The following is a 23,073-nucleotide window of genomic DNA, read 5'->3' on the forward strand; positions in this document are numbered from 1 at the left end:
AACCCCGGGCCCCGCCCGAGGTGACCCGGTCTCGCGTGCGTCGAGACCGTCCCGCGCCGTCGCCCAGGGCCGTCCGTGTCCCGATCCCCCGGACAGGCAACCCTTCGGGCCCGGCCTCGGCGCGCTTCGCGCCGGGACTCAAGCCCGCGGCCGCCTGTCCGCCACGTCGCCGTACGGCGACAGACAGGACGACGACCCGTGGCGCCCCGCCGTACCCGAGCAACCGAACGCGACCGGTCCCGTCGCGTACTCTCCCAGAACTTCCTCGCCGACCCGGCCGCGATCGCCCGGCTGGTCCGGGCGGCCCGCCCCGACCCCGACGGCCTGCTGCTGGAGGTGGGCGCCGGACGCGGCCAGCTGACCCGGCCGCTCGCCGCCCGCTGCCGGCACCTGGTCGCCTACGAGGTGGACCCGGCGGCTGGCGCCGAGCTGGCCCGGGTCAGCGCCGCCCTGCCGAACGTGACGCACCGGCAGGCGGACTTCCTCGCCGCCGCGCCGCCCCGGCAGCCGTTCGAGGTGGTCGGCAACATCCCGTGGTCGCTGACGTCCGCCGTGGTGCGCTGGTGCCTGACCGCGCCGGGCCTGCGCGCCGCGACCCTGCTCACCCAGCTCGAATTCGCCCGCCGGCGCAGCGGCGACTACGGGCGGTGGACCCGGCTGACCGTGCTGACCTGGCCGGAGTTCGGCTGGCGGCTCGCCGGGCGGGTGCCGCGGACCGCGTTCCGCCCGGTGCCCCGGGTCGATGCCGGCATCCTCCGGATCGAGCGGCGCGGCGAGCCGTTGCTGCCGGTGGTGGACCTGCCCGCGTACCGCCGGATGGTGGAGCTGGGCTTCGACGGCGCCGGCGGATCGCTCGCGGCGTCGCTGGGCCGGCACCACCCGCGGGCCCGCCTGGCGGGGGCCCTGCGCGCCACCCGCCTGGACCCGGCCACGCCGGTGGGGCACGTCTGGCCCGAGCAGTGGCTGGTCCTGTTCCGCCTGCTGCGGGCGTAAGGAAGGGCCCCTTGTTAACGCATTCGGTAGTAGAAGGGTCCCTTCCTAACACTCAGGCCAGCGTGTTCAACGACTCCGCCAGTTCGGCGGGGGAGTCGAAGTCCTCCGCCGGCAGCGCCCGCAGCATCTGGAGCATCTCCGTGCTCACCCCGTTCTCCTGGCCCCACCGGACCAGGTCCGCACGGGAGATCGGGTAGTCGAGCCCGGCCAGGTACTCCTGCAACTGCACCCCGGTGACGGTCATGGCCGCCGCCTACCCGCTCCGCGCGCCGACACACCGGTTTGCCCGTCGACGCGCCGGGTAGCCGCTCGCCATGCTGGTTCAGCGGCTCGGCGCGCCGAGCGACTTCGACCCGTTGCTGGAGCGCGTCCGGGACGCCCGGATCGTGATGATCGGGGAGGCGACGCACGGCACCTACGACTACTACCGGCTCCGGGAACAGCTCACCCGACGCCTGATCGCCGAGTGCGGGTTCTCGTTCGTGGCCGTGGAGGGGGACTGGCCGGACTGCGACCGGGTGAACCGGGCGGTCACCGCGGCCCCCGGCGGTGTCGCCGAGCCGCAGGCCGCCCTGGAACGGTTCGAGCGGTGGCCCACCTGGATGTGGGCCAACGCCGAGGTGGCGCGTTTCGGCCGCTGGCTGCGCGCCTGGAACGTGGAGCGGCCCGAGTCGGAGCGGGCCGGCTTCCACGGCCTGGACGTCTACAGCCTGTGGGAGTCGATGCAGGCCATCTTCGACTACCTGGGCGAGGAGGACCCGGCGTCGCTGGAGGCCGCGCAGGACGCGTACCGCTGCTTCGAGCCGTACGGCAAGCGGGTCGAGGAGTACGGCATGGCCAGCCGGTTCGTCTCGGCGCGGTGCGAGGACGAGGTGGTGCGGCTGCTGGCGCGTACCCGGGAACACGCCGCGGCCGACGGCGCGGACGCCTTCTCGACCTGGCAGAACGCGGAGGTCGTGGCTGGCGCGGAGCGGTACTACCGGGCGATGGTCGCGGGCGGGCCGGAGTCGTGGAACGTCCGGGACATCCACATGGCCGACACCCTCGACCGGCTGCTCGACCACTACGGCCCGGGGTCGCGGGGAATCGTCTGGGCGCACAACACGCACGTCGGGGACGCGCGGGCGACCGACATGGCCGCCGACGGCATGCTGAACATCGGCCAGCTGGGTCGGGAGCGGCACGGCCGGGACGCGGTCGTGCTGGTCGGGTTCGGCAGCTACCGGGGTACGGTGATCGCCGCGCCGCGCTGGGGCTCGCCGGCCGAGGCGATGATCGTGCCGCCGGCCCGGGAGGGGTCGGTCGAGCAGCGGCTGCACGAGTTGATGCCCGAGCGGGCGGTGCTGGTGTTCGGCGGGGACGACCAGCCGGGTTGGGTCACGGACGTCCTCGACCACCGGGCGATCGGTGTGGTGTATGACCCGTCGTTCGAGTCGTGGGGCAACTACGTCCCGTCGCGGCTGGGTTCGCGGTACGACGCGTTCATCTGGTGCGACGATACGACGGCCCTGCACCCGCTTCCCGCCCTGTCGGCCCCCGGCGAGATGGAGACGTACCCGGCGGGCGTCTGAGCGGCGTTAGGAAGGGCCCCTTGTACAACGCCAGGCGTTGACAAGGGGCCCTTCCTTGCGCGTCAGGCGCGGGCGGGTTCCTTGTCGGCGAGGTGGGCGCGCAGGCCCTCGCCCTCGACGTCGACGTTGGGCAGGGCCCGGTCGAGCCAGCGCGGAAGCCACCAGGCCTTGTCGCCGAGCAGCGACATGACCGCCGGCACGATCGTCATCCGGACCACGAACGCGTCGATGGCGACGCCGACCGCGAGCGCGAAGCCCATCGACTTGATGACCGGGTCGTCCATGAAGACGAAGCCGCCGAAGACCGCGATCATGATGAGCGCGGCGGCGGTGACCACCCGCGCGCCGTGCCCCATGCCGTTGATGGTGGCCTGCCGGGCGGTGTCACCGTGGACGAAGTCCTCCCGCATCCGGGAGACCAGGAAGACCTCGTAGTCCATGGCGAGGCCGAACAGGATGCCGATGAGCAGGATCGGCAGGAAGCTGATCAGCGGGCCGGGCGTGTCCAGGCCGACCAGGTCGGCGAGGCGGCCCTGCTGGAACACCGCCACGGTGAGGCCGAACGTCGCGGCGACGGTGAGCAGGAAGCCCAGCGCGGCCTTGACCGGCACCAGCAGCGAGCGGAACACCAGCATCAGCAGCAGCACCGACAGCCCGACCACGAGCAGCAGGTAGATCGGCAGCGCGGCGGAGAGCTTCTCGGAGACGTCGATGCCGATCGCCGTCACGCCGGTGAGCAGCACGTCGGCGCCCTGGATGCCGCCGACCGCGCCCCGGATGTCGTCCACCAGGGTCTCGGTGGCCGGGTCGGTGGGCCCGGTCTTCGGGACCACACCGAGCAGCGCGGTCCGGCCGTCCGGGCTGAACTGCGGCGGTGCCACCGCCAGCACGTTCTCGGTGCGCTGGACCAGCGCGGTGACCTGCGGTACCGCCGCCGCCGTGGCCTGCTGGTCGTCGCCGGCGACGACGACCGCCAGCCGGCCGGTGAAGCCCGGTCCGAAGCCCTCGCTGATCAGGTCGTTGGAGACCCGGGCCGGCGACCCGGCCGGTGCGGTGCCGGCGTCGGGGAGGGCCAGCCGCATGTCGGGCGTGGGCAGCGCGAGCACGCCGAGCCCGACCAGGCCGACCAGGATGACGGGCAGCCGGAACCGGGTCACCAGGCGGGCCCACCGGAACCCGAAGGCGGAACGGTCCTCGGTGCCGGCGCCCGCGCCGGTCGCGTCGCCGCCCTCGGCGGTGGCGTCCGCGCCGGCCTGCCCGGCGGCGGCGCGGAGCTTGCGGGGGAGGACCCGCCGGCCGGCGAAGCCGAGCAGCGCCGGTTGGAGCGTGAGGGCGACCAGCACGGCGATGGTGACGGTACCGGCGGCGGCGAGACCCATGACGGTGAGGAACGGGATGTTCACCACCGCCAGGCCGGCCAGCGCGATCACCACGGTGGCGCCGGCGAAGAGCACGGCCGAGCCGGCGGTGCCGACCGCCCGACCGACCGCCTCGTCCCGGGGCAGCCCGTCGAGCAGGTTCTGCCGGTAGCGGGAGGTGATGAAGAGCGAGTAGTCGATGCCGACCGCCAGGCCGAGCATCAGGGCGAGGATCGGTGCGGTGCTGGTGAGCTCCACGACGTCGCTGAGCGCGAACAGGCCGGCCATGCCGACGCCCACCCCGATCAGGGCGTTCAGCATGGTCATCCCCGCCGCAACCAGCGACCCGAACGTGACCACGAGGACGATCGCCGCGATGGCCACGCCGATGGCCTCGGTCGAGCCGACCTCCGGCTCGGTGTTGAGCACCTCGCCGCCGGGGGCCACCTGCCAGCCTCGGGCCTCGGCCGCCGTGCCGACCTTCTCGTACGCGTCCCGCTGCGCGTCGGTCACCTTGTCGGCGCCCTCGGCGAACTGGACCTGGATCAGCGCGTACCGGCCGTCGGGGGAGAGGGCCTGGACCGTGAAGGGGTCCACGGCGCCGACCACGCCGGGCAGCGTCGCGGCCTCCTGGGTCAGTTCCTTGACCACCGCCTGGCCCTGCGGCGTACCGAGCTGGCCGGGCGCGGGCGCCTTGACGGCGATGGTGCCGGTCGCGCCGCTGGCCGCCGGGAACTGCTCGGCGAGCAGGTCCTGGGCGCGCTGCGACTCGGTGCCGGGCATCGTGAAGTTGCTCGCCGTCGGGCCGCGCAGGGTCGCGGCGGCGAGGCCGAGGCCGACGAGTACGACGAGCCAGATCGCGGCGACGAGTCGCCGCCGGCGCATCGAGCCCCGGCCGAGCCGGTAGAGCAGGGTCGCCATGGGTTCGGTGTCCTCCGTCGTGGGTGGATGGGTCAGTCGACGGGCTCGAGCGCCCGCCGTACCAGTGCCAGCAGCGCCGGCCGAAGCTCCTCGTCGGGCACGTCGACGAACTCCCCGCACGTCTCGGCGATGCCGGCGAGCACCACCAGCGCGGCGATCCGTGCGGACGGGCGGTCGGAGCGTCCGGCGAAGGCGCCGATGAGCCGTTCGGAGATGGCCTGGATGTGCGCGAAGGCGGGTTGCTGGAGCAGTTCGGGGAACTCGCCGCGCAGCAGCGCGATCTCCCGCCGGAACCGGACCGCCAGGTCGACGAAGCCTTCCGCCGCGACGCACTGGGCGTCGGCCGGCCCGGCGGCGGCGACGATGCGGTCGTCCAGTGCCTGCAGGACCGCGATCGCCGGGGCCATCAGCGCGGTGAGGATGGCGTCCTTGTTGGCGAAGTGGTAGAGCACCGCCGCCTTGGAACAGCCCACGTCACGGGCGATGTCCTGCAACGACGTGCCCCGGTAGCCGGTCGCCGCGAAGCGCCGCGCCGCGGCCGCGAGGATCTCGTCCCGCGTCTCCGGTACCACCCGTGCCATGCCGGTCCCACCTCCGGACACCAGCATGCCTGACCGATCGGTCAGGTGCTGACCGATCGGTCAGACCGGTTCGGTGGCGTTCGCCACACGGCCGTGTTCACGGTCGTACGCGGCGCGCGCGGCGGCGATCGCGCCGCGGTGCCGGTCGGCCCAGTCGGTCAGGGCCACCAGCGACTCGTACAGCTCCAGGGCGATCGGGGTGGCGGTGTACTCGACCTTCGGCGGGACGGTCGGGTACACCGTCCGCCGCAGCAGGCCGTCCCGCTCCAGGTTGCGCAGGGTCAGCGTGAGCATGCGACGGCTGATGCCCTCGACGCAGCGCTCCAGCTCGGTGAAGCGGACCGGGCCGCGGGAGGCGGCGACCAGGATGCCGATGCTCCACTTGCTGCCCACGCGGTCGAGCACCTCGCGGACCGTGCAGGCCTTCGCCTGGCCGGGTGCGAAGGGGCCGGCCGTGCCGTCACACCCGCTCATGGGCACATCGCTGTTCCCCTGGGACATGAAAGTGCCTCCTTACGCTCGGCCTCATGGTCACAGAGCATGGTCTCGGTAACAAACCATGCACCTAGGAGGGTTCTCCCATGCCGACCCGTACCGCGCCGTCCCGCCGGCTGGCGCTGCTGGTGTTGTGCACCGCCAGCCTCATGGTCATTCTCGACGGCAGCGTCGTCGCGGTCGCGCTTCCCGCGATCCAGCGGGACCTCGGCTTCTCCGCCGCCGGCCTCGCCTGGGTGGTCAACGCCTACCTCGTCGCGTTCGGCGGGCTGCTCCTGCTCGCCGGGCGCCTCGGCGACCTGCTCGGGCGCCGGCGGGTGTTCCTGGCCGGCGTCGCCCTGTTCACCCTGGCCTCGCTGCTGTGCGCCGTGGCGACCACGCCGGGCGTCCTGGTCTCCGCCCGCTTCCTCCAGGGCGCCGGCGGCGCGTCGGCCACCGCCGTCAGCCTCGGCATGATCGTGCGGCTCTACCCCGAGCCCGCCGGCCGAACCCGGGCCATCGCCGTCTTCAGCTTCACCGGCGCCGCCGGCGCGTCGATCGGGATGCTGGCCGGTGGAGTGCTCACCGGAATCGCCGGCTGGCCGGCCATCTTCCTGGTCAACGTACCGATCGGGCTGGCGGTGCTGCTCGCCGCCCTCCGCGGGGTCGCCCCCGACCGGGGCGCCGGCCTGCGTGCCGGTCTGGACGTCCCCGGCGCGGCGCTGGCGACGTCCGGGCTGATGGTGACCGTGCTGGCCATCGTCGGTGTCGGGGAGCACGGCTGGACTTCCGTACGCACCGCCGGCGCCGCCCTGCTCGCCACCGTGCTGCTCGCCGCGTTCGTCCGTCGGCAGCAGGTCGCCGCGACCCCGCTGCTGCCGCTCCGGGTGCTGCGTACCCCGGATCTGGTCGCCGCCAACGTCGTGCAGTTCCTCGCGGTCGCCGCCCTCTTCGGGTTCCAGTTCCTGCTCGCGCTGGCGCTCCAACTGGTGCTCGGCCTCGACGCGACCGCCGCCGGGCTCGCCTTTCTGCCCACCCCGGTGGCGATCGCGGTGGTCTCCCTCGGCCTCGCCGGCCGGCTGGCCGCGCGGTACGGCGCCCGGCCGGTGCTGGTCACCGGGCTCGGCCTCGCCGTGGTCGGCTTCCTGCTCCTCGCCCGGCTCCCGGCCGACGGCAGCTACCCGGTCGACGTGCTGCCGGCCGTGCTGGTGTTCGGGATCGCCGGCGGGCTGATCCTGCCGGCCGTCACCACCCTGGCGATGGCGGGTGCCGATCCGGCCGACGCCGGCCTGGCGTCCGGACTGGTCAACACGACCCAGCAGGTCGGCGGGGCGCTCGGCCTGGCCGTCCTGGCCACCCTGGCCGCGAGCCGCACCGATGCGGTCCGCGAGGCCGGCCGAACCGCGACCGACGCCCTCGCCGCCGGGTACCGGGCCGCCTTCGCCGTGGCCGCCGCCCTGGTCGCCGCCGCCCTGCTGGTCGCCCTGGCCGCGCTGGGCCGGCGCCGGCCGGTGGCCATCCCGGCTGTCGCCGGCACCCCGGCTGTCGCCGGCACCCCGGCCGAGCCGGTCCGCCGCACGGCGGCGTGACGGGCGGGGGAGCCGGGATGGGCCGGCGGCGTCCCCTTCGCCGTGTCCGGTTGACCATCCGCGCGCCGGCCGGCAGGGTGATCGGATGGGCGGGGCCGAGGAGACCCGGGACGGGGTCACGCTGACCAACCTGGATCAGCCGCTGTTCGACGGTGCCGGTGCGACCAAGCGGGACCTGGTCGACTACCTCGACGCGGTCAGCGAGCGGATCGTGCCCCACCTGCGGGACCGGCCGCTGTCGGTGGTGCGGGTGCGCCCCGGTCAACCGCCGTTCATGCAGAAGAACCTGCCGAGGTACACGCCGGACTGGGTCCGCCGCACCGGCGTGTGGGCCGAGGCCTCGCACCGGGAGGTCTCGTACGCCCTCTGCGACGACCGGCGCACCCTGCTCTGGTTCGCCAACCAGCGCGCGGTGGAGTACCACCCGACCCTCGCCACGGTCGCCGACCTGCACCGCCCGACCCACCTGGTGCTCGACCTCGACCCGCCGGAGGGCGCACCGTTCGGAACGGCGGTGGCCGCCGCCCTGCTGGTCCGCCGGGCGCTCGCCGATGCGGGTCTCGCCGGCGCGGTGAAGACCAGCGGGGCGAAGGGGGTGCACGTGTTCGTCCCGGTCGGGGGCGACGCCACGGCCGAGGACATGGCCGCCGCCACGCGGGCGCTCGCCTCCCGCGCCGCCCGCCTCGACCCGGACCTCGCGACGACCGCCTTCATCCGGGAGGACCGGGGCGGGAAGGTCTTCATCGACTCCACCCGGGCGGGCGGCGCGACAGTGGTCGCCGCGTACAGCCCCCGGCTGCGGCCCGGGGTGCCGGTCTCGTTCCCGGTCTCCTGGGACGACCTGCCGGCGGTCACGCCGGCCGACTTCACCATCGGGACGGCGCCCGCGCTGCTGGCCGGGCAGGACCCGTGGGCGGACGCGATGCCCGCGCCGCGGAAGCTCCCGGACGACCTGGTCGCCGAGGGCCACACGATCCCCGTCGCCCGCGTGCAGGCCATGCACGAGGGGAAGCGCCGGGCCCGCGCCCGCCGCGCCGCCGACTGAGGTACGCGGACAGCCTCGCCCGGTCGTCGTACGGCCCCCGGACATGGAAAAACCCGGGCGGTGGCCCGGGCTTCTCGGTCTCTCTGGTGCCCCCGGCAGGATTCGAACCTGCGCCCCCGCCTCCGGAGGGCGGTGCTCTATCCCCTGAGCTACGGGGGCTCAGCGACTGGAGAAGACTAGCAAACGCCGCCCGCGATCGCCGAATCGGTATCCGGCAGATCGGCTCCGTGTCGCCGCGCCCTGCCCGCCGTTCGGACCTCGCACTCCGGTCGATCACGGCGTTCCGGCCGCGGGGAGGGCCGGAACGCCGCGCCGAACCGCCACGGGGCGTGGGGCAGCACACCTGACCCGGCCCCTTTGCTCTGCTTCAACCCACGCATCGGTCCGGGGCCGATTCCGGTGCGCCGGTTGAAGCAGAGCAAAGGGAGGACGGCGCGTACTCGCCGGGTGGCTCAGGCGGCGACGGCCCGGCCGCAGCTGGGCAGCGGGTGCAGCACGATCCGGCGGGGCAGTCGGCGGGGCCACTCGTTGCGCGGCCAGGAGCCGTCCACGATCAGGTGCACGGTGCGCTGCTCCGCACCGCTCAGCCGGAGCACGAAGTCTCGGGGCAGCGGTGGGTCGACCGACGGCGTGGTGATCATGAAGCGGACGCGGCCTCGGGACGAGACGGCGGAGATCACGTCGGCGGCCGGCATCGTCCCCCGCAGCCGGACCCGCCCGAGCCAGTACACCTCCGCCAGGTGCTCCTGGGCGGCGCGGGTGATGGCCGGGTACTCGGTGCGTACCCACCGCTCGACCGCGCCCACGCAGAGCCCGCAGGCGCGCTCGCGGGGCTCCCGCGGACCCAACCCCCAGGCCCGCAGGTACGCCCCGACCGCCCCCGCGTCCATCGGCAGCTCGAACCGGCTCTGGATGAGGGTGTGCAGGCTCTGTCGCGTCCAGAGCTCCTCGTCCAGGCCAAACGCGTCGGGGTAGCTGCCCCGCAGCGTGTCGATCAGTTCGAGTTCCTGTTCGCGGCTGAGCATTCCCGGCTCGCCCTGCCGCTGTCCGCGACGGACGGCCGCCACCGCCCCGTCACCGCCGATGGTGTGGCGCCGGCACCAGCTGGTGACCGAACGCCGCGCGTCTCTCAGTGCAACCCCCACGTCCTGCGCAACGAGCCCGAATCGCAACTGGTCACGATATGTGTGGAGAAACTTCTCTTAGTGATGGATTCGGTCGAGTAGCCCACAGCGCCCGAAACGGGCAAGTCGACCGCGTTCTGGCGCACCATGTCCGCCCGACGCAGAAGGCCCGCACCACCAGACGGGCGGTGCGGGCCTCTCCACGGCGCCGGAGCGGACTCAGCCCTGGATGCGCTTCAGCGCGTTCTGCAGGTTGGTCAGCTCGGTCTGCTGCGTGTTCTTCATGGTCTGCGCGGCCTGGACCACGTCCGGCTCGTCGCTGGCGTCGAGCAGGGCGTCGACCATGTGGATGCCGCCGAGGTGGTGCGTGATCATCAGCTCCAGGAAGAGGACGTCCAACTCCTTGCCCTGCGCCTCGCGCAGCTGTGCCATCTGCTCCGGGGTCGCCATCCCGGGCATCAGCCCGTCACGGACCATCTCGGTCCCGTCCGGCATCCACGCCATCCGGGGCTGGGAGCCGGTCGGGTCAAGCCCCCAGGACCGCAGCCACGTCTGCATGGTGCCGATGTCGCCCTGCTGGGCGAGGGCGATGTCGCCGCCGATCGTCCGGACCTCCTGGTCCGTGCCGCGCTGGAACGCGATCAGCCCCATCTCGACCGCCTGGGCGTGGTGGGTGGTCATGTCCCGCGCGAAGCCCGCCTCGACCGAGGCGTCCCCCGGCCGGGTGACGCGGGGGGTGAGCAGCCCCCCCGCGTACCCGAGCAGGAGACCGACCACGACGGCGAGGGCCACCGCGAGGGTGCCGAACCGGCGGGCGGACACCCGGTCACCGTCCCCGGTGGCCGTGGTCTCGCCGCTGTCGCTGTCGAGGGTCGTGGGCGCGGTCATGGCAGTCCTTACTGCTGCTGCAACTGACGGGGAGTGGTGCCGGTGGCGGTGACGCCCTGGTTGCAGAGGGCGGTCGGACCCTCGATCGAGGCGTTCACCTTCAGGGTCTTGATGAACTCGTCGATCCGGCCGTCGTCGGCGTTGTCGACCTTGAGCTGGTAGCCCCACGCCTGCAGCGAGATCGGCTTGTCGAGGCCCTCGTACGGGCTCATGAACAGCTTCTCGTTGCCGCGCACCTTCTCGGCGAGCTTCTCGACCTGGTCGGCCGGCAGGTTCGGCTGGTAGGTGATCCAGACCGCGCCGTGCTCCAGGCTGTGCACCGCGTGCTCGTTGGCGATCGGGGCGTCGTAGACGTCGCCCATGCAGTTCTGCCAGGCGTCGTTGTGCGGGCCGGCGACCGGGGGCAGCACCGGGTACGTGATCGAGCCCTGCTGGTGGTTGCCGCCCTTGACCAGGTCCGGGTCCTTCTCGCGGAAGTTGACGATGCCGTCGATCGCGTTCGCCCGGTCGTCCCACGGCTTCGAACCCTGGAAGGTCGCCCACGCGCCGTAGCCGATGATCGCCACGGCGAGCACGCCGACGGCGACGAACAGCGCGATCGGGCCCCAGCTGCGGCCCTGGCTGACCTTCACCGGGGCGATCGGCTTGCGGGGGCCCTTGCCGCCCGCGCGCGGGGTACCCGCCGGCTTGCCGGACCCGGCCTTACCGGCGGCCGGTTTGCCCGCGCCCGGCCTCTTGCCGGTGCTGACCACGGTCGGACGGCGCTCCGGGCCGCCCGGGGTGCTGATGCTCATCGTGCCTCGTCAGGTCGGTCGGTCAGGGGATCTGGCGGGCCGGGTTCACATGCTGGGTCGCCGCCGCGGGGACCGAGTCTACCCCCGATAACATGGTTCGGTGACTCCCGCAGAACTCGCCGAGGTCGTCCTCACCGCAGCCCACGCCGTCTTCACCGAGCGGGGCCTGGACCGTTCCGCCCTGCCGGAGCGGACGGCGGTGGAGCGACCCCGAAACCCCGAGCACGGCGACTACGCCTCGACGCTGGCGCTCCAGCTCAGCAAGAAGGTGGGCGTGCCGCCGCGGGAGCTGGCCGCCGGCCTGGCCGAGCAGCTCGGCCGGGCCCCGGGGGTCAAGTCGGTGGAGATCGCCGGCCCGGGCTTCCTCAACATCCGTCTCGACGCGGCCGCCGCGGGCCAGCTCGCCCGCGCGATCGTCGAGGCGGGCGCGGAGTACGGCCGGAGCGACCGGCTCGCCGGGCAGAAGATCAACCTGGAGTTCGTGTCGGCGAACCCGACCGGCCCGGTGCACATCGGCGGGGTCCGCTGGGCGGCCGTGGGTGACGCGCTGAGCCGGCTGCTGCGCGCGACCGGCGCCGACGTCGGCACGGAGTACTACTTCAACGACGCCGGCTCGCAGATCGACCGCTTCGCCCGGTCGCTGCTCGCCGCCGCCAAGGGCGAGCCCGCCCCCGAGGACGGCTACGCCGGGGCGTACATCGCGGAGATCGCGGAGCAGGTGAAGGCCCGGCGGCCGGAGGTGCTGACGCTCGACGACGCCGCCGCCCAGGAGGTGTTCCGGGTCGAGGGCGTCGAGCTGATGTTCGCCGAGATCAAGTCCTCGCTGCGCGACTTCGGCGTGGAGTTCGACACCTACTTCAACGAGAAGGACCTGCACGACCGGGGTGAGCTGGACCACGCGCTCAACCGGCTGCGGGAGCAGGGCAACACGTACGAGGCCGACGGCGCCGTCTGGCTGCGCACCACCGACTTCGGCGACGACAAGGACCGGGTGCTGCGCAAGTCCAACGGCGAGTGGACGTACTTCGCCGCCGACTGCGCGTACTACCTGGACAAGCGGGAGCGGGGCTTCGAGCGGGTCGTGATCATGCTCGGCGCCGACCACCACGGCTACCTCGGCCGGATGAAGGCGATGTCCGCCTGCTTCGGCGACGACCCGGCCCGCAACCTGGAGATCCTCATCGGCCAGCTGGTCAACCTGGTGCGCGACGGCGTGCCGGTGCGGATGAGCAAGCGGTTCGGCACCGTCGTCACCCTGGAGGACCTGGTCGAGGCGATCGGCGTGGACGCCTCCCGGTACGCGCTGGCGCGCTACTCCAGCGACTCGCCCATCGACATCGACATCGAGCTGTGGACGCGGGCCACCCGCGACAACCCGGTCTACTACGTGCAGTACGTCGCGGCCCGTACGGCGAGTGTCGGGCGCAACGCCGCGGAGGTCGGCCTGACCCGGGGCGACGCGGCGGCCTTCCGGCCCGAGCTGCTCGACCACGAGAAGGAGAACGAGCTGCTCAAGGCGCTCGCCGAGTTCCCCGCGGTGGTGGCGGCCGCAGCCGAGCTGCGCGAGCCGCACCGGGTGGCGAGGTACCTGGAGGACCTGGCCGGGGCGTACCACCGGTTCTACGACAACTGCCGGATCCTGCCGCGCGGCGACGAGGAGGTCACCGACCTGCACCGCGCCCGGCTCTGGCTGAACGACGCGACCCGCGTGGTCATCGCCAACGGCCTGCACCTGCTCGGCGTCTCCGCCCCGGAGAGGATGTAACCCATGCGCGCTCACGAGGCCGGTGCCCTGCACGGGGACATCGGCAGCCGGGGGCCGGCCTGGCTGCGTACGCCGGTCGACGTCAACGCCCTGGTGCCGGCGCTGTGGCCGCGCAACGTCGCGCGCGGGGCCGACGGCGCGCTGGCGGTCGCGGGCCTCCCGGTCCGCGACGTCGCGGCCGAGTTCGGTACCCCGGTGTACGTGCTGGACGAGGACGACCTGCGCGGCCGCTGCCGTGACTTCCGCGCCGCGTTCCCCACCGAGGACGTCTACTACGCCGGCAAGGCGTTCCTCTGCCGCGCGGTGGTCCGGATGATCGCCGAGGAGGGCCTGTACCTCGACGTCTGCACCGGTGGGGAGCTGGCCACCGCGCTCTCGGCCGGGATGCCGCCGGAGCGGATCGGCTTCCACGGCAACAACAAGTCGGTCGGGGAGCTGACCCGGGCGCTGGACGCCGGGGTGGGCCGCATCATCGTCGACTCGTTCCAGGAGATCGACCGGCTGACGGCGCTGGCGCGGGAGCGGGGCGTCCGGCCGAGGGTGCTGGTCCGGGTGACCGTCGGCGTCGAGGCGCACACCCACGAGTTCATCGCCACCGCCCACGAGGACCAGAAGTTCGGCTTCTCGCTGGCCGGCGGCGCGGCGATCGCCGCCGCGCTGCGCATCCTCGACGAGGACGTGCTGGAGCTGCGTGGCCTGCACTCGCACATCGGGTCGCAGATCTTCGACGCGAGCGGCTTCGAGGTCTCCGCCCGCCGGGTGCTCGCGCTGCAGGCGCAGATCCGGGACGCGCGCGGCGTGGAACTGCCCGAGCTGGACCTGGGCGGCGGTTTCGGCATCGCGTACACGACCCAGGACGACCCGGCGACGCCGGCCGACCTGGCGAAGCGGCTGCGCAAGATCGTCGACTCGGAGTGCGCCGCCGAGCGGCTGGCCGTGCCGCACCTGTCCATCGAGCCGGGCCGGGCGATCGTCGGGCCGGCCGTGTTCACCCTGTACGAGGTGGGCACCGTCAAGGACGTCGACGGGATCCGGACGTACGTGAGCGTCGACGGGGGCATGAGCGACAACATCCGCACCGCGCTGTACGACGCGTCGTACTCGGCGACCCTGGCCTCCCGGGCGAGCGCCGCCGAGCCGATGCTCGCCCGCGTGGTGGGAAAGCATTGTGAGTCCGGGGACATCGTGGTGAAGGATGAATTCCTGCCCGCCGACGTGCAGCCCGGAGATCTTGTCGCGGTGCCCGGCACGGGTGCGTACTGCCGGAGCATGGCCAGCAACTACAACCACGTGCCGCGCCCGCCGGTCGTCGCGGTGCGGGACGGCCGGGCGCGCCTGATCGTCCGGCGGGAGACCGAAGAGGACCTGCTCGCTTTGGATGTGGGATGACGTCACCTGTGCGTTTGGCGCTGCTCGGCTGCGGCACGGTCGGCAGCGAGGTGGTCCGGCTGCTGCACGAGCAGTCCGCCGACCTCGCCGCCCGGATCGGCGCGCCGCTGGAGATCGCCGGCATCGCCGTCCGCCGGGTCGGCCGTGACCGCGGCGACCTGCCGGTCGACCCGACGCTGTTCACGACCGACCCGCTCGGCCTGATCAAACGCGACGACGTCGACGTCGTGGTGGAGGTGGTCGGCGGCATCGAGCCGGCCCGGGGTTGGCTGGTGGAGGCGCTGCGGGCCGGCAAGAGCGTCGTCACGGCGAACAAGGCGCTCCTCGCCGAGGACGGCGGCGCGCTGCACGACGCGGCGGCCGAGGGCGGCGGCGACCTCTACTACGAGGCGGCGGTGGCCGGCGCGATCCCGCTGCTGCGGCCGCTGCGCGAGTCGCTGCACGGCGACCGGATCACCCGGGTCACCGGCATCGTCAACGGAACCACCAACTTCATCCTCTCCGCGATGGACGCCACCGGCGCCGGCTTCGCCGAGGCGCTGGAGGAGGCGACCGAGCTGGGGTACGCCGAGGCCGACCCGACGGCCGACGTGGAGGGTTTCGACGCGGCGGCGAAGGCCGCGATCCTCGCCTCGCTGGCGTTCCACACCCGGGTCAGCGCGGCCGACGTGCACCGCGAGGGGATCACCGAGGTCACCGCCGCCGACGTGGCCAGCGCCAAGGCGATGGGCTGCACCATCAAGCTGCTCTGCATCGCCGCCCGGGGCGCCGACGCGGCCGGCCGCGAGACGGTCAGCGTCCGGGTGCACCCGGCGATGATCCCGCTGACCCACCCCCTGGCCAGCGTCGGCGACGCGTTCAACGCGGTCTTCGTCGAGGCGGAGGCGGCCGGGCAGCTCATGTTCTACGGCCGGGGCGCGGGGGGCGCGCCGACCGCCAGCGCCGTGCTCGGCGACGTGGTGGCGGTCTCCCGCAACCGGCTCGCCGGGGTCCGGGCGGCCAGTGAGTCCGCGTACGCCGACCTGCCGGTGCGGCCGATGGGGGAGGCGCTGACGCGCTACCACATCAGCCTCGACGTGACCGACCGGCCGGGTGTGCTGGCGGCGGTGGCCGGTGTGTTCGCCCGGCACGACGTCTCGATCGCCACCGTCCGGCAGGGCCCCGCGGGGGGCGGCGCGGCCGGCCGTGGCGAGGACGCCGACCTGGTCATCGTCACCCACGTCGCGCCGGACGCCGCGCTCGCCGCGACCGTCCGCGAGCTGCGCGGGTTGGACATCGTCCGGTCGGTGGCCAGCGTGCTGCGGGTCGAGGGCGGGGCCTGACCCGTGTCCCGCCTGGTGGGTGGCGCAGGGTCCACCGGAGGCCGCCCGGGGCGGCTGGTCCAGGCTTGACGTGACCCGGCGCGGCCGGGAGCAGAGGCGGAGGAGTACGACATGTGGCGGGGTCTCATCGACGCGTACCGGGATCGGCTGCCGGTCACCGACGCCACTCCGGTCGTCACCCTGCACGAGGGGAACACGCCGCTGCTGCCCGCGCCGGTGCTGTCGTCCCGGATCGGCTGCGACGTCTGGCTGAAGGTCGAGGGGGCCAACCCGACCGGCTCCTTCAAGGACCGGGGCATGACGGTCGCGGTCTCCAAGGCGGTCGAGGCCGGCAACAAGGCGATCATCTGCGCGTCCACCGGCAACACCAGCGCCTCGGCCGCCGCGTACGCCGCCCGCGCCGGCCTGACCTGCGCGGTGCTCGTGCCGCAGGGCAAGATCGCGCTGGGCAAGCTCGCCCAGGCGCTCGTGCACGGCGCCCGGCTGCTCCAGGTGAGCGGCAACTTCGACGACTGCCTGGCGCTGGCCGCGAAGCTCGCCCAGGACTACCCGGTCGCCCTGGTCAACTCGGTGAACATCGACCGGCTGCACGGCCAGAAGACGGCCGCGTTCGAGATCGTCGAGGCGCTCGGCGACGCCCCGGACATCCACTGCCTGCCGGTCGGCAACGCCGGCAACATCTCCGCCTACTGGCTGGGCTACTCGGAGGAGCGGGACGCCGGCAACGTCACGAGGACCCCGAAGATGTACGGCTTCCAGGCGTCCGGGGCGGCGCCGATCGTCACCGGCCAGGTGGTCCGCGAGCCGTCGACCATCGCCACCGCCATCCGGATCGGCAACCCGGCGAGCTGGACGAAGGCGCTCGACGCCCGGGACGCCTCCGGTGGCCTGATCGCCGCGGTCACCGACCGGGAGATCCTGGCCGCGTACCGGCTGCTCGCCCGGGAGGTCGGGATCTTCGTCGAGTTGGGCAGCGCGGCCAGCGTCGCGGGGCTGCTCCAGCAGGCCGCCGGCGGCGCCGTGCCGGCCGGTTCGACGGTGGTCTGCACCGTCACCGGTCACGGCCTGAAGGACCCGGAGTGGGCCATCTCCACGGCCCCGGCGCCGGTCACCATCGCCAACGATCCGCTGGCCGCGGCCCGCTCTCTCGACCTGGTGTGATCCGCTCCCGGTGACGGTCCCGTCGGCGGGACCGCCGTGGAGCCCCACAGGAACCGCCGAGATCGGGTGGGGCACACTTTCCCCACCCGCCCGCAGGTCCTCTCCAGGAGTGAGTCCAGCCGATGTCGCTGCTCGCCAGATTCAGTCTCGCCAACCGAGGGCTGGTCGCCCTCATCGCGGTGGTGGCCACGGCGTTCGGAGCGTTCGCCGTGCCGTCGCTGAAGCAGCAACTCCTGCCGTCGCTGGAGTTCCCGGCCGCGTTCGTCGTGGCGGCGTACCCCGGTGCCGGTCCGGAGGTCGTCGAGTCGCAGGTCACCGAGCCGATCGAGAACAGCCTCCAGGGCATCCCGGGGCTGGAGAAGATCACCTCGACCTCGCGTGAGGGTTCGACGACCGTCCAGGTGCAGTACGAGTTCGGCACCGACCTGGACGACGTGGTCAACAAGATGCAGACCGCGCTCAACCGCGTCGACGCCCAACTGCCCGAGGGGGTCGACCCCCAGGTCCTCGCCGGTGGAACGGACGACCTGCCGGCGGTGGTGCTCGCCGCGTCCGGCGGCGACCTGCGCGCGCTCGGCGAGAAGCTCCGCGACACGGTCGTGCCCGAGCTGGAGGCGATCGAGGGTGTCCGTACCGTCGAGGTGACCGGCACCCGCGACGAGGTCGTGGCCGTCACGCCGGACCAGGCCAAGCTCGCGGCGGCCGGGATCCGGCCGAGCGCGATCGGTGAGGCGTTGCGGGCCAACGGCGTCGTGGTCCCCGCCGGTGCGGTGGTCGTCGAGGGCCGGACGCTCCCGGTCCAGGTCGGTACGCCGCTGGCCGACCTCGACGACCTGCGCAACCTGGTGCTCGCCCCGCCCGCGGTCCGCCTTGGGGACGTGGCGACCGTCGAGCAGCAGCCCGTGCCGTCCACGGCGATCACGCGGACCAACGGCAAGGACAGCCTGGGCGTCGCCGTCACCGCGGCGCCGGACGGCAACGCGGTGGAGATCTCGCACGAGATCCGGGACCGGCTCGCCGACCTGCGCGGCGCGTCCGGCGCCGAGCTGACCGTCGTCTTCGACCAGGCGCCCTTCGTCGAGAAGTCGATCGAGAGCCTCACCACCGAGGGCCTGCTGGGTCTCGTGATGGCGGTCGTGGTGATCCTGGTCTTCCTGCTCTCGGTCCGGTCCACCGTCGTCACCGCGGTCTCCATCCCGCTGTCGGTGGTGGTCGCGTTGATCGCTTTGTGGATCGGCGACTACTCGCTCAACCTGCTCACCCTCGGCGCGCTGACGATCGCGGTCGGCCGGGTGGTGGACGACTCGATCGTGGTGCTGGAGAACATCAAACGGCACCTGGAGTACGGCGAGGGCAAGCGGGAGGCCATCCTCACCGCCGTCCGCGAGGTGGCCGGCGCGGTGACCGCCTCCACGCTCACCACCGTCGCCGTGTTCGCGCCGATCGCGCTGGTGGGCGGGTTCGTCGGGCAGCTGTTCGCGCCGTTCGCGATCACGGTCACGGTGGCCCTGCTCGCCTCGCTGCTGGTGTCGCTGACCGTCATCCCGGTGCTGGCGTACTGGTTCCTCAAGCCGGCCGGTGACATGAAGGCGGACGTACGCCGGGCGGCGGAGGAGAAGGAGCTGCGCAGCCCGTTGCAGCGGGGGTACCTGCCGGTCATCGGCTTCGCCACCCGTACCCGGGCCACCCGCTGGATCATCCTCGGGCTCGGTGTGCTGGTCCTCTTCGGCACGTTCGGCCTGTCCCGCCAGCTGGAGACCAACTTCCTGGACGACTCCGGCCAGGACACCCTGACCATCACCCAGGAGCTGCCGGCGGGCACCGGCCTGACTGGCACGGACGAGGCCGCCCGCAAGGTCGAGGCGGTGCTGGCCGGCACCGAGGGCGTCGAGACGTACCAGTTGACCGCCGGGTCCGGGGACACTCCGTGGGCCGGCACCGGCGGCAACAACGTCGCCACCTGGAACGTCGCGCTCGGCGGGGACACCGACGCGAAGGAGATGCGCGGCGTCCTGCGGGAGAAGTTCGACGCGCTCGGGTCGGGCGTCGGCGAGTTCCGGTTCGGGGCCGGGCAGGGAGGCGCCTCGGCCAACCAGCTCGGGGTGGTCGTGCAGGCCGCCGACCCGGCGACGCTGACCCGGGCCGCCGACGAGGTGGTGGCGGCGATGGACGGCCTCTCCGGCGTCGAGGACGTGACGACCAGCCTCGCCACGCAGGTGGACCGGGTCGAGGTCACCGTCGACCGGGCGAAGGCCGCCGGGGTTGGTCTCTCGGAGGCGGCCGTGGGGCAGCTGGTCGCACAGGCGTACCGGGGCACGCCGCTGGGTCAGGTGACGCTCGACGGCGGGCAGCAGGCCGTGGTGCTGCGCTCCACGGCGCAGCCGCCGCTCTCGCTCGACCAGCTCAAGGCCCTGCCGGTCGGTACGGTCACGCTGGGCGCGATCGCCGACGTCACCACGGTCGGCGGGCCGCAGCAGGTCACCCGGATCGACGGCGAGCGCAGCGTGTCGGTCAGCGGTACGGCCACCGGCTCCAACCTCGGAGGGATCAGTCAGGACCTGCAGAAGAAGCTGGACGCGATCGACGTGCCGGGGGCGACCTTCGCGATCGGCGGGGTCAGCGCGGACCAGGAGGAGGCCTTCGCCGACCTGGGCCTAGCGGTGCTGGCCGCCATCGCGATCGTCTTCCTGATCATGGTGGCGACGTTCCGGAGCCTGACCCAGGCGCTGATCCTGCTGGTCTCCGTTCCGTTCGCGGCGACCGGGGCGATCGGCCTGCTGCTGGCCACCGGCACCCCGCTGGGGGTTCCCGCGCTGATCGGCGTGCTCATGCTCGTCGGCATCGTGGTGACCAACGCGATCGTGCTGCTCGACCTGATCAACCAGTACCGGGCGCAGGGCATGGGCGTCCGGGAGGCGGTCGTCGAGGGCGGTCGCCGCAGGTTGCGGCCGATCCTGATGACCGCCGTCGCCACGATCTTCGCGCTGCTGCCGATGGGGTTGGGCCTCACCGGTGAGGGCGGTTTCATCTCGAAGCCGCTGGCGATCGTGGTGATCGGCGGTCTGCTCAGCTCGACGCTGCTCACCCTGGTCCTGGTGCCGACCCTGTACGCGATGGTGGAGCACACGAAGGAGTCGCTCCGGGCCCGCCGCGACCGCCGACGCGGGGTGGTGCCCGGGTCTCCGGCCGGCCCGTCCACGGACGCCGGGTCGGCGCGGGACGAGCCGACCGCCGAGCCGGAGCCGGCTGCGACCGGCGCCGGGAGGACCGGGTCGGGCGCCGGGACCGCCGCGTCGGCCGCCGGGTCGGGCAGCGCGTCCACGGGGCGGCCGGCTCCCTCGGCGGCGCTGGTCGACGGCACCGACCAGTTCGAGGTGCTGCGGCTGCCCAAGAGCCGCACGTCGCCGCTGCCGCCGACCGAGTAGGGCTGCTCGCCTCGGACGCCCCCGACCAACGGTCGGGGGCGTCCGCCGTCTCCGGGCCCCGGCGGAGCCGCGTTGACCGACTCCGGGTCGGGGGCGCCCGGCCCCCGGTGGGCGGTGGCCGACCGGCGGCAGGCCACCGCGACCTGCGGACAACCGGTCCGGAACCACGGCGTGGCGATCCAGGTCTGCGTGCTGTCCGCGCACCGACGGAACGTGAGGCGCCGGCTGGGTAGGGTGCGGTCGTGCCGTCCATCCTCTCGGTCCTGCGCCGCAACCGGAACTTCCGCAACCTCTTCCTGGCCGAGCTGGTGGTCTTCGGCGCCGACTGGTTCGTCATGGTGCCGCTGCTGGTGCTCCTGCCGTCGCTGACCGGCAGCGGGGTGTGGGGGGCACTGGTCCTCGCCGTGGACACCGGCATCGTGGCGCTGCTGCTGCCGTACACCGGGACGGTGGCCGACCGCTTCGACCGCCGCAAGATCATGATCGGGGCCAACATCGCCGCCCTGCTCGGCGTGCTGCTGCTGTTGGGCGTACGCAGCGCCGGCACGGCGTGGCTGGCGATGGTCGGCATCGGCGTGGTGGCGGTCGCCAAGGCCTTCTACTCACCGGCCGCCCAGGCCGCCCTGCCGAACGTGCTCGACGCCGACGAGCTGGCCGCCGGCAACGCGGTCGCGGGCTCCGCCTGGGGCACGATGACGATCGTCGGCGCGTCGCTCGGCGGTGTGCTGAGCAGCGCCGTCGGCCCGTACGCCTGCTTCTGGGTCGGGGTGGGCGGCCTGGCCCTGGCGGCGGGCCTGGCGACGCGGATCCGCCGGCCGTTGCAGGCGCCCCGGGACCGGGACCGGCCGGTGCAGCAGACCTGGGTGGCCGTCCGCGAGGCGCTCGGCTACATCGGGCACCGGCCCCGGGTACTGGCTCTGGTGACGGTGAAGTCCGCGGTCGGTCTCGGCAACGGGGTGCTGACGGTGTTCCCGCTGCTGGCCGGCGTCTACGGCGCGGGCGCGGCCGGCGCCGGCCTGCTCTTCGCGGTACGCGGCGCCGGGGCGCTGGTGGGCCCGATCCTGATGCGGCGGGTGTTGGGCAACCGGGCCTGGCTGCTGCCCGGCCTGGCGTTGTCCATGTCGCTCTACGGGCTGGCCTATCTCGGCACCTCGGTCGTCGACTGGTTCCCGCTGGTGCTCGCGCTGGTCTTCGTGGCGCATTTCGCGGGCGGCAGCAACTGGGTGATGTCGAACTTCGCCCTCCAGGGCGAGGTGCCGGACCGGCTGCGGGGCCGGGTCTTCGCCACCGACATGATGCTGGCGACGCTGGCCATCTCGGTGAGCCAGCTGGTGGTGGCGTCCGTGGTCGACATCGTCGACGAGCGCGTGGTGCTGGCCGGCTGCGGCCTGGTCACCCTGGTCTACGCGGTCGGCTGGCGGATCGCCACCCGGAAGCTCTCCCTCACCGACCCGGTCCCCGAGCCGGATCCGTCGGTCGCGCGGTAGGCGCCGTTCCGGCCGGTCCCACGGTGCGGGCAGAGATCCGGGACGTCGGTGCCCGGCCCTAGCATGAGCCCGTGCCCACAATTTTCACGCCCGACCCGGTCCGGGTGCGGGTCCCCGCCACCAGTGCCAACCTCGGGCCCGGGTTCGACGCCCTGGGGTTGGCGCTGGCGCTGCACGACGACGTCGCCGCCGAGGTCACCACCGACGGTGTCACCGTGAGCGTGACCGGTGAGGGGGCCGGCGACCTGCCCGACGACGAGCGGCACCTGGTGGTGAGCGCCATGCGGGCCGCCTTCGACGAGCTCGGTGGCCAGCCACCGGGGCTGTCGGTGGAGTGCGTCAACCGCATCCCGCAGGCACGCGGGCTCGGCTCCTCGTCGGCGGCGATCGTCGCGGGTGTGCTGCTGGCCCGGGGGCTGGTGGTCGACGGGGGCCGCCGGATGGACGACGCGGCGGTGCTCCGGCTCGCCGCCCGGATCGAGGGCCATCCGGACAATGTGGCGCCCTGCCTGCTCGGCGGGTTCACCGTGGCGTGGACGGAGCCGGCCGGTGCCCGGGCGGTGTCGCTGCCCGTCGCCGACGGCGTCCGGCCGACGGTCTTCGTGCCGGCCGGGCGTGGGCTCACGGCCGCGGCGCGGGCCGCGCTGCCGCCGACGGTGCCGCACGGCGACGCGGCGTTGACCGCGGGCCGGGCCGCGTTGCTCGTGCACGCTCTCACCGCGGCGCCGGAGCTGTTGCTGCCGGCCACGGTCGACCGGCTGCACCAGGGCTACCGGGCCGAGGGCATGCCGGAGACGGCTGCACTGGTGAATGAGCTGCGTGGGGCTGGTGTGGCGGCTGTGGTCTCCGGTGCGGGGCCGACCGTGCTGGCGTTGTCCGAGCCGCCCGCCGACCTGCATCCGGGAACAGATTGGCAGGTCTGGCGGTTGCCGATAGAGGCACACGGCGCCCGGGTCGTCCGGGGTAGACTGGGACACGCGGAGCGGGACCCTGTTGCCGCAGGTCGGAAGAGTTGATTACGCTCTAGACTTAGCACAGCCGCGAAGCATGCGATCTTCCTGCGGGTCGGCGCACCCCCGAAGCTTTCGGCGGTCAGCCCGTCACCCCTGCCTAGGCCCACGCCGCACCGCAGTCTTCACAGGTCGCCGCAGACGGCGGATCCCGCCCACCACGACGGTGAGTCGGG

General features: G+C 73.4%; 18 protein-coding genes and 1 tRNA gene. 11 read left to right on the forward strand and 8 right to left on the reverse strand.

What is annotated here, in order from left to right; genetic code table 11:
* Nucleotides 1-198 precede the first annotated feature (198 nt).
* On the forward strand, nt 199-993 hold the full coding sequence (gene erm / locus AB0873_RS06735) for an ErmE/ErmH/ErmO/ErmR family 23S rRNA (adenine(2058)-N(6))-methyltransferase (protein ID WP_366598747.1): 795 nt from the start codon (nt 199-201) through the stop codon (nt 991-993).
* Nucleotides 994-1,045: 52 nt separating this feature from the next.
* Here the strand turns inward: erm and AB0873_RS06740 are convergent, their stop codons facing one another.
* Nucleotides 1,046-1,237 (reverse strand): DUF2795 domain-containing protein, encoded by a 192-nt coding sequence (locus tag AB0873_RS06740; protein WP_366598749.1) that lies wholly within the window; start codon nt 1,235-1,237, stop codon nt 1,046-1,048.
* Nucleotides 1,238-1,307: 70 nt separating this feature from the next.
* On the opposite strand from AB0873_RS06740, the gene AB0873_RS06745 reads away from it, so the two are divergent.
* Nucleotides 1,308-2,564: an erythromycin esterase family protein gene (locus AB0873_RS06745; protein ID WP_366598750.1), complete on the forward strand. Its 1,257-nt coding sequence runs from the start codon at nt 1,308-1,310 to the stop codon at nt 2,562-2,564.
* A 62-nt stretch (nt 2,565-2,626) separates the two neighbouring features.
* Here the strand turns inward: AB0873_RS06745 and AB0873_RS06750 are convergent, their stop codons facing one another.
* Genes AB0873_RS06750 through AB0873_RS06760 form a run of 3 tightly spaced genes read right to left on the reverse strand, consistent with a single transcriptional unit; the run spans nt 2,627 to nt 5,898 of the window.
* Nucleotides 2,627-4,843, reverse strand: coding sequence for an MMPL family transporter (locus AB0873_RS06750; RefSeq protein ID WP_366598751.1), 2,217 nt, complete (start codon nt 4,841-4,843; stop codon nt 2,627-2,629).
* Between the two features lie 32 nt (nt 4,844-4,875).
* Nucleotides 4,876-5,424 (reverse strand): TetR/AcrR family transcriptional regulator, encoded by a 549-nt coding sequence (locus tag AB0873_RS06755; RefSeq protein ID WP_366598752.1) that lies wholly within the window; start codon nt 5,422-5,424, stop codon nt 4,876-4,878.
* A 60-nt stretch (nt 5,425-5,484) separates the two neighbouring features.
* Entirely contained in the window at nt 5,485-5,898 is a 414-nt protein-coding gene (locus AB0873_RS06760) for a helix-turn-helix domain-containing protein (protein ID WP_366598794.1), read from the reverse strand.
* Nucleotides 5,899-6,005: 107 nt separating this feature from the next.
* Here AB0873_RS06760 and AB0873_RS06765 point away from each other — a divergent pair, with 107 nt between their 5' ends.
* Together AB0873_RS06765 and ligD are read left to right on the forward strand one after the other, a co-directional pair.
* Complete coding sequence (locus AB0873_RS06765) at nt 6,006-7,487, forward strand: MFS transporter (protein ID WP_366598753.1); 1,482 nt, start codon at nt 6,006-6,008, stop codon at nt 7,485-7,487.
* Nucleotides 7,488-7,572: 85 nt separating this feature from the next.
* Nucleotides 7,573-8,532 (forward strand): non-homologous end-joining DNA ligase, encoded by a 960-nt coding sequence (ligD, locus tag AB0873_RS06770; protein WP_366598754.1) that lies wholly within the window; start codon nt 7,573-7,575, stop codon nt 8,530-8,532.
* Nucleotides 8,533-8,616: 84 nt separating this feature from the next.
* Here ligD and AB0873_RS06775 read toward each other — a convergent pair.
* The 4 genes from AB0873_RS06775 to AB0873_RS06790 form a co-directional block, all read right to left on the reverse strand.
* A tRNA-Arg gene (locus tag AB0873_RS06775) sits at nt 8,617-8,691 on the reverse strand.
* 293 nt (nt 8,692-8,984) lie between these two features.
* Nucleotides 8,985-9,677 (reverse strand): winged helix-turn-helix domain-containing protein, encoded by a 693-nt coding sequence (locus AB0873_RS06780; RefSeq protein ID WP_155334057.1) that lies wholly within the window; start codon nt 9,675-9,677, stop codon nt 8,985-8,987.
* A 198-nt stretch (nt 9,678-9,875) separates the two neighbouring features.
* Nucleotides 9,876-10,544: a DUF305 domain-containing protein gene (locus tag AB0873_RS06785; protein ID WP_366598755.1), complete on the reverse strand. Its 669-nt coding sequence runs from the start codon at nt 10,542-10,544 to the stop codon at nt 9,876-9,878.
* Nucleotides 10,545-10,552: 8 nt separating this feature from the next.
* Nucleotides 10,553-11,338: a DUF3105 domain-containing protein gene (locus AB0873_RS06790; protein ID WP_155330500.1), complete on the reverse strand. Its 786-nt coding sequence runs from the start codon at nt 11,336-11,338 to the stop codon at nt 10,553-10,555.
* Nucleotides 11,339-11,438: 100 nt separating this feature from the next.
* On the opposite strand from AB0873_RS06790, the gene argS reads away from it, so the two are divergent.
* The 7 genes from argS to thrB all read left to right on the forward strand — a co-directional run bounded on the left by argS (nt 11,439) and on the right by thrB (nt 22,903).
* Nucleotides 11,439-13,103, forward strand: coding sequence for an arginine--tRNA ligase (argS, locus tag AB0873_RS06795; RefSeq protein WP_155330501.1), 1,665 nt, complete (start codon nt 11,439-11,441; stop codon nt 13,101-13,103).
* 3 nt (nt 13,104-13,106) lie between these two features.
* Complete coding sequence (gene lysA / locus AB0873_RS06800; RefSeq protein ID WP_366598756.1) at nt 13,107-14,492, forward strand: diaminopimelate decarboxylase; 1,386 nt, start codon at nt 13,107-13,109, stop codon at nt 14,490-14,492.
* An 8-nt stretch (nt 14,493-14,500) separates the two neighbouring features.
* On the forward strand, nt 14,501-15,814 hold the full coding sequence (locus AB0873_RS06805; protein ID WP_366598795.1) for a homoserine dehydrogenase: 1,314 nt from the start codon (nt 14,501-14,503) through the stop codon (nt 15,812-15,814).
* Nucleotides 15,815-15,925: 111 nt separating this feature from the next.
* Nucleotides 15,926-16,975 carry a threonine synthase gene (thrC, locus tag AB0873_RS06810; RefSeq protein ID WP_366598757.1) on the forward strand — a complete coding sequence of 350 codons (1,050 nt, stop codon included), beginning with the start codon at nt 15,926-15,928 and terminating at the stop codon, nt 16,973-16,975.
* A 122-nt stretch (nt 16,976-17,097) separates the two neighbouring features.
* Nucleotides 17,098-20,400, forward strand: a complete 3,303-nt coding sequence (locus tag AB0873_RS06815) for an efflux RND transporter permease subunit (RefSeq protein WP_366598758.1) — start codon at nt 17,098-17,100, stop codon at nt 20,398-20,400.
* A gap of 242 nt (nt 20,401-20,642) precedes the next feature.
* Nucleotides 20,643-21,887, forward strand: a complete 1,245-nt coding sequence (locus AB0873_RS06820) for an MFS transporter (protein WP_155330506.1) — start codon at nt 20,643-20,645, stop codon at nt 21,885-21,887.
* Nucleotides 21,888-21,958: 71 nt separating this feature from the next.
* Entirely contained in the window at nt 21,959-22,903 is a 945-nt protein-coding gene (gene thrB / locus AB0873_RS06825; protein ID WP_155330507.1) for a homoserine kinase, read from the forward strand.
* The last annotated feature ends 170 nt before the right edge of the window (nt 22,904-23,073 follow it).

Source organism: Micromonospora sp. NPDC047707 (genome assembly GCF_040704235.1).
In the GTDB taxonomy this organism is placed as follows: Bacteria; Actinomycetota; Actinomycetes; order Mycobacteriales; family Micromonosporaceae; genus Micromonospora.

Coding starts and splice junctions, on each gene's coding strand:
- AB0873_RS06815 (WP_366598758.1), top strand. CDS start 17,098: ATGTCGCTGCTCGCCAGATTCAGTCTCGCCAACCGAGGGCTGGTCGCC.
- AB0873_RS06765 (WP_366598753.1), top strand. CDS start 6,006: ATGCCGACCCGTACCGCGCCGTCCCGCCGGCTGGCGCTGCTGGTGTTG.
- AB0873_RS06785 (WP_366598755.1), bottom strand. CDS start 10,544: ATGACCGCGCCCACGACCCTCGACAGCGACAGCGGCGAGACCACGGCC.
- lysA (WP_366598756.1), top strand. CDS start 13,107: ATGCGCGCTCACGAGGCCGGTGCCCTGCACGGGGACATCGGCAGCCGG.
- AB0873_RS06750 (WP_366598751.1), bottom strand. CDS start 4,843: ATGGCGACCCTGCTCTACCGGCTCGGCCGGGGCTCGATGCGCCGGCGG.
- thrC (WP_366598757.1), top strand. CDS start 15,926: ATGTGGCGGGGTCTCATCGACGCGTACCGGGATCGGCTGCCGGTCACC.
- ligD (WP_366598754.1), top strand. CDS start 7,573: ATGGGCGGGGCCGAGGAGACCCGGGACGGGGTCACGCTGACCAACCTG.
- AB0873_RS06790 (WP_155330500.1), bottom strand. CDS start 11,338: ATGAGCATCAGCACCCCGGGCGGCCCGGAGCGCCGTCCGACCGTGGTC.
- AB0873_RS06755 (WP_366598752.1), bottom strand. CDS start 5,424: ATGGCACGGGTGGTACCGGAGACGCGGGACGAGATCCTCGCGGCCGCG.
- AB0873_RS06745 (WP_366598750.1), top strand. CDS start 1,308: ATGCTGGTTCAGCGGCTCGGCGCGCCGAGCGACTTCGACCCGTTGCTG.
- AB0873_RS06760 (WP_366598794.1), bottom strand. CDS start 5,898: ATGAGCGGGTGTGACGGCACGGCCGGCCCCTTCGCACCCGGCCAGGCG.
- AB0873_RS06740 (WP_366598749.1), bottom strand. CDS start 1,237: ATGACCGTCACCGGGGTGCAGTTGCAGGAGTACCTGGCCGGGCTCGAC.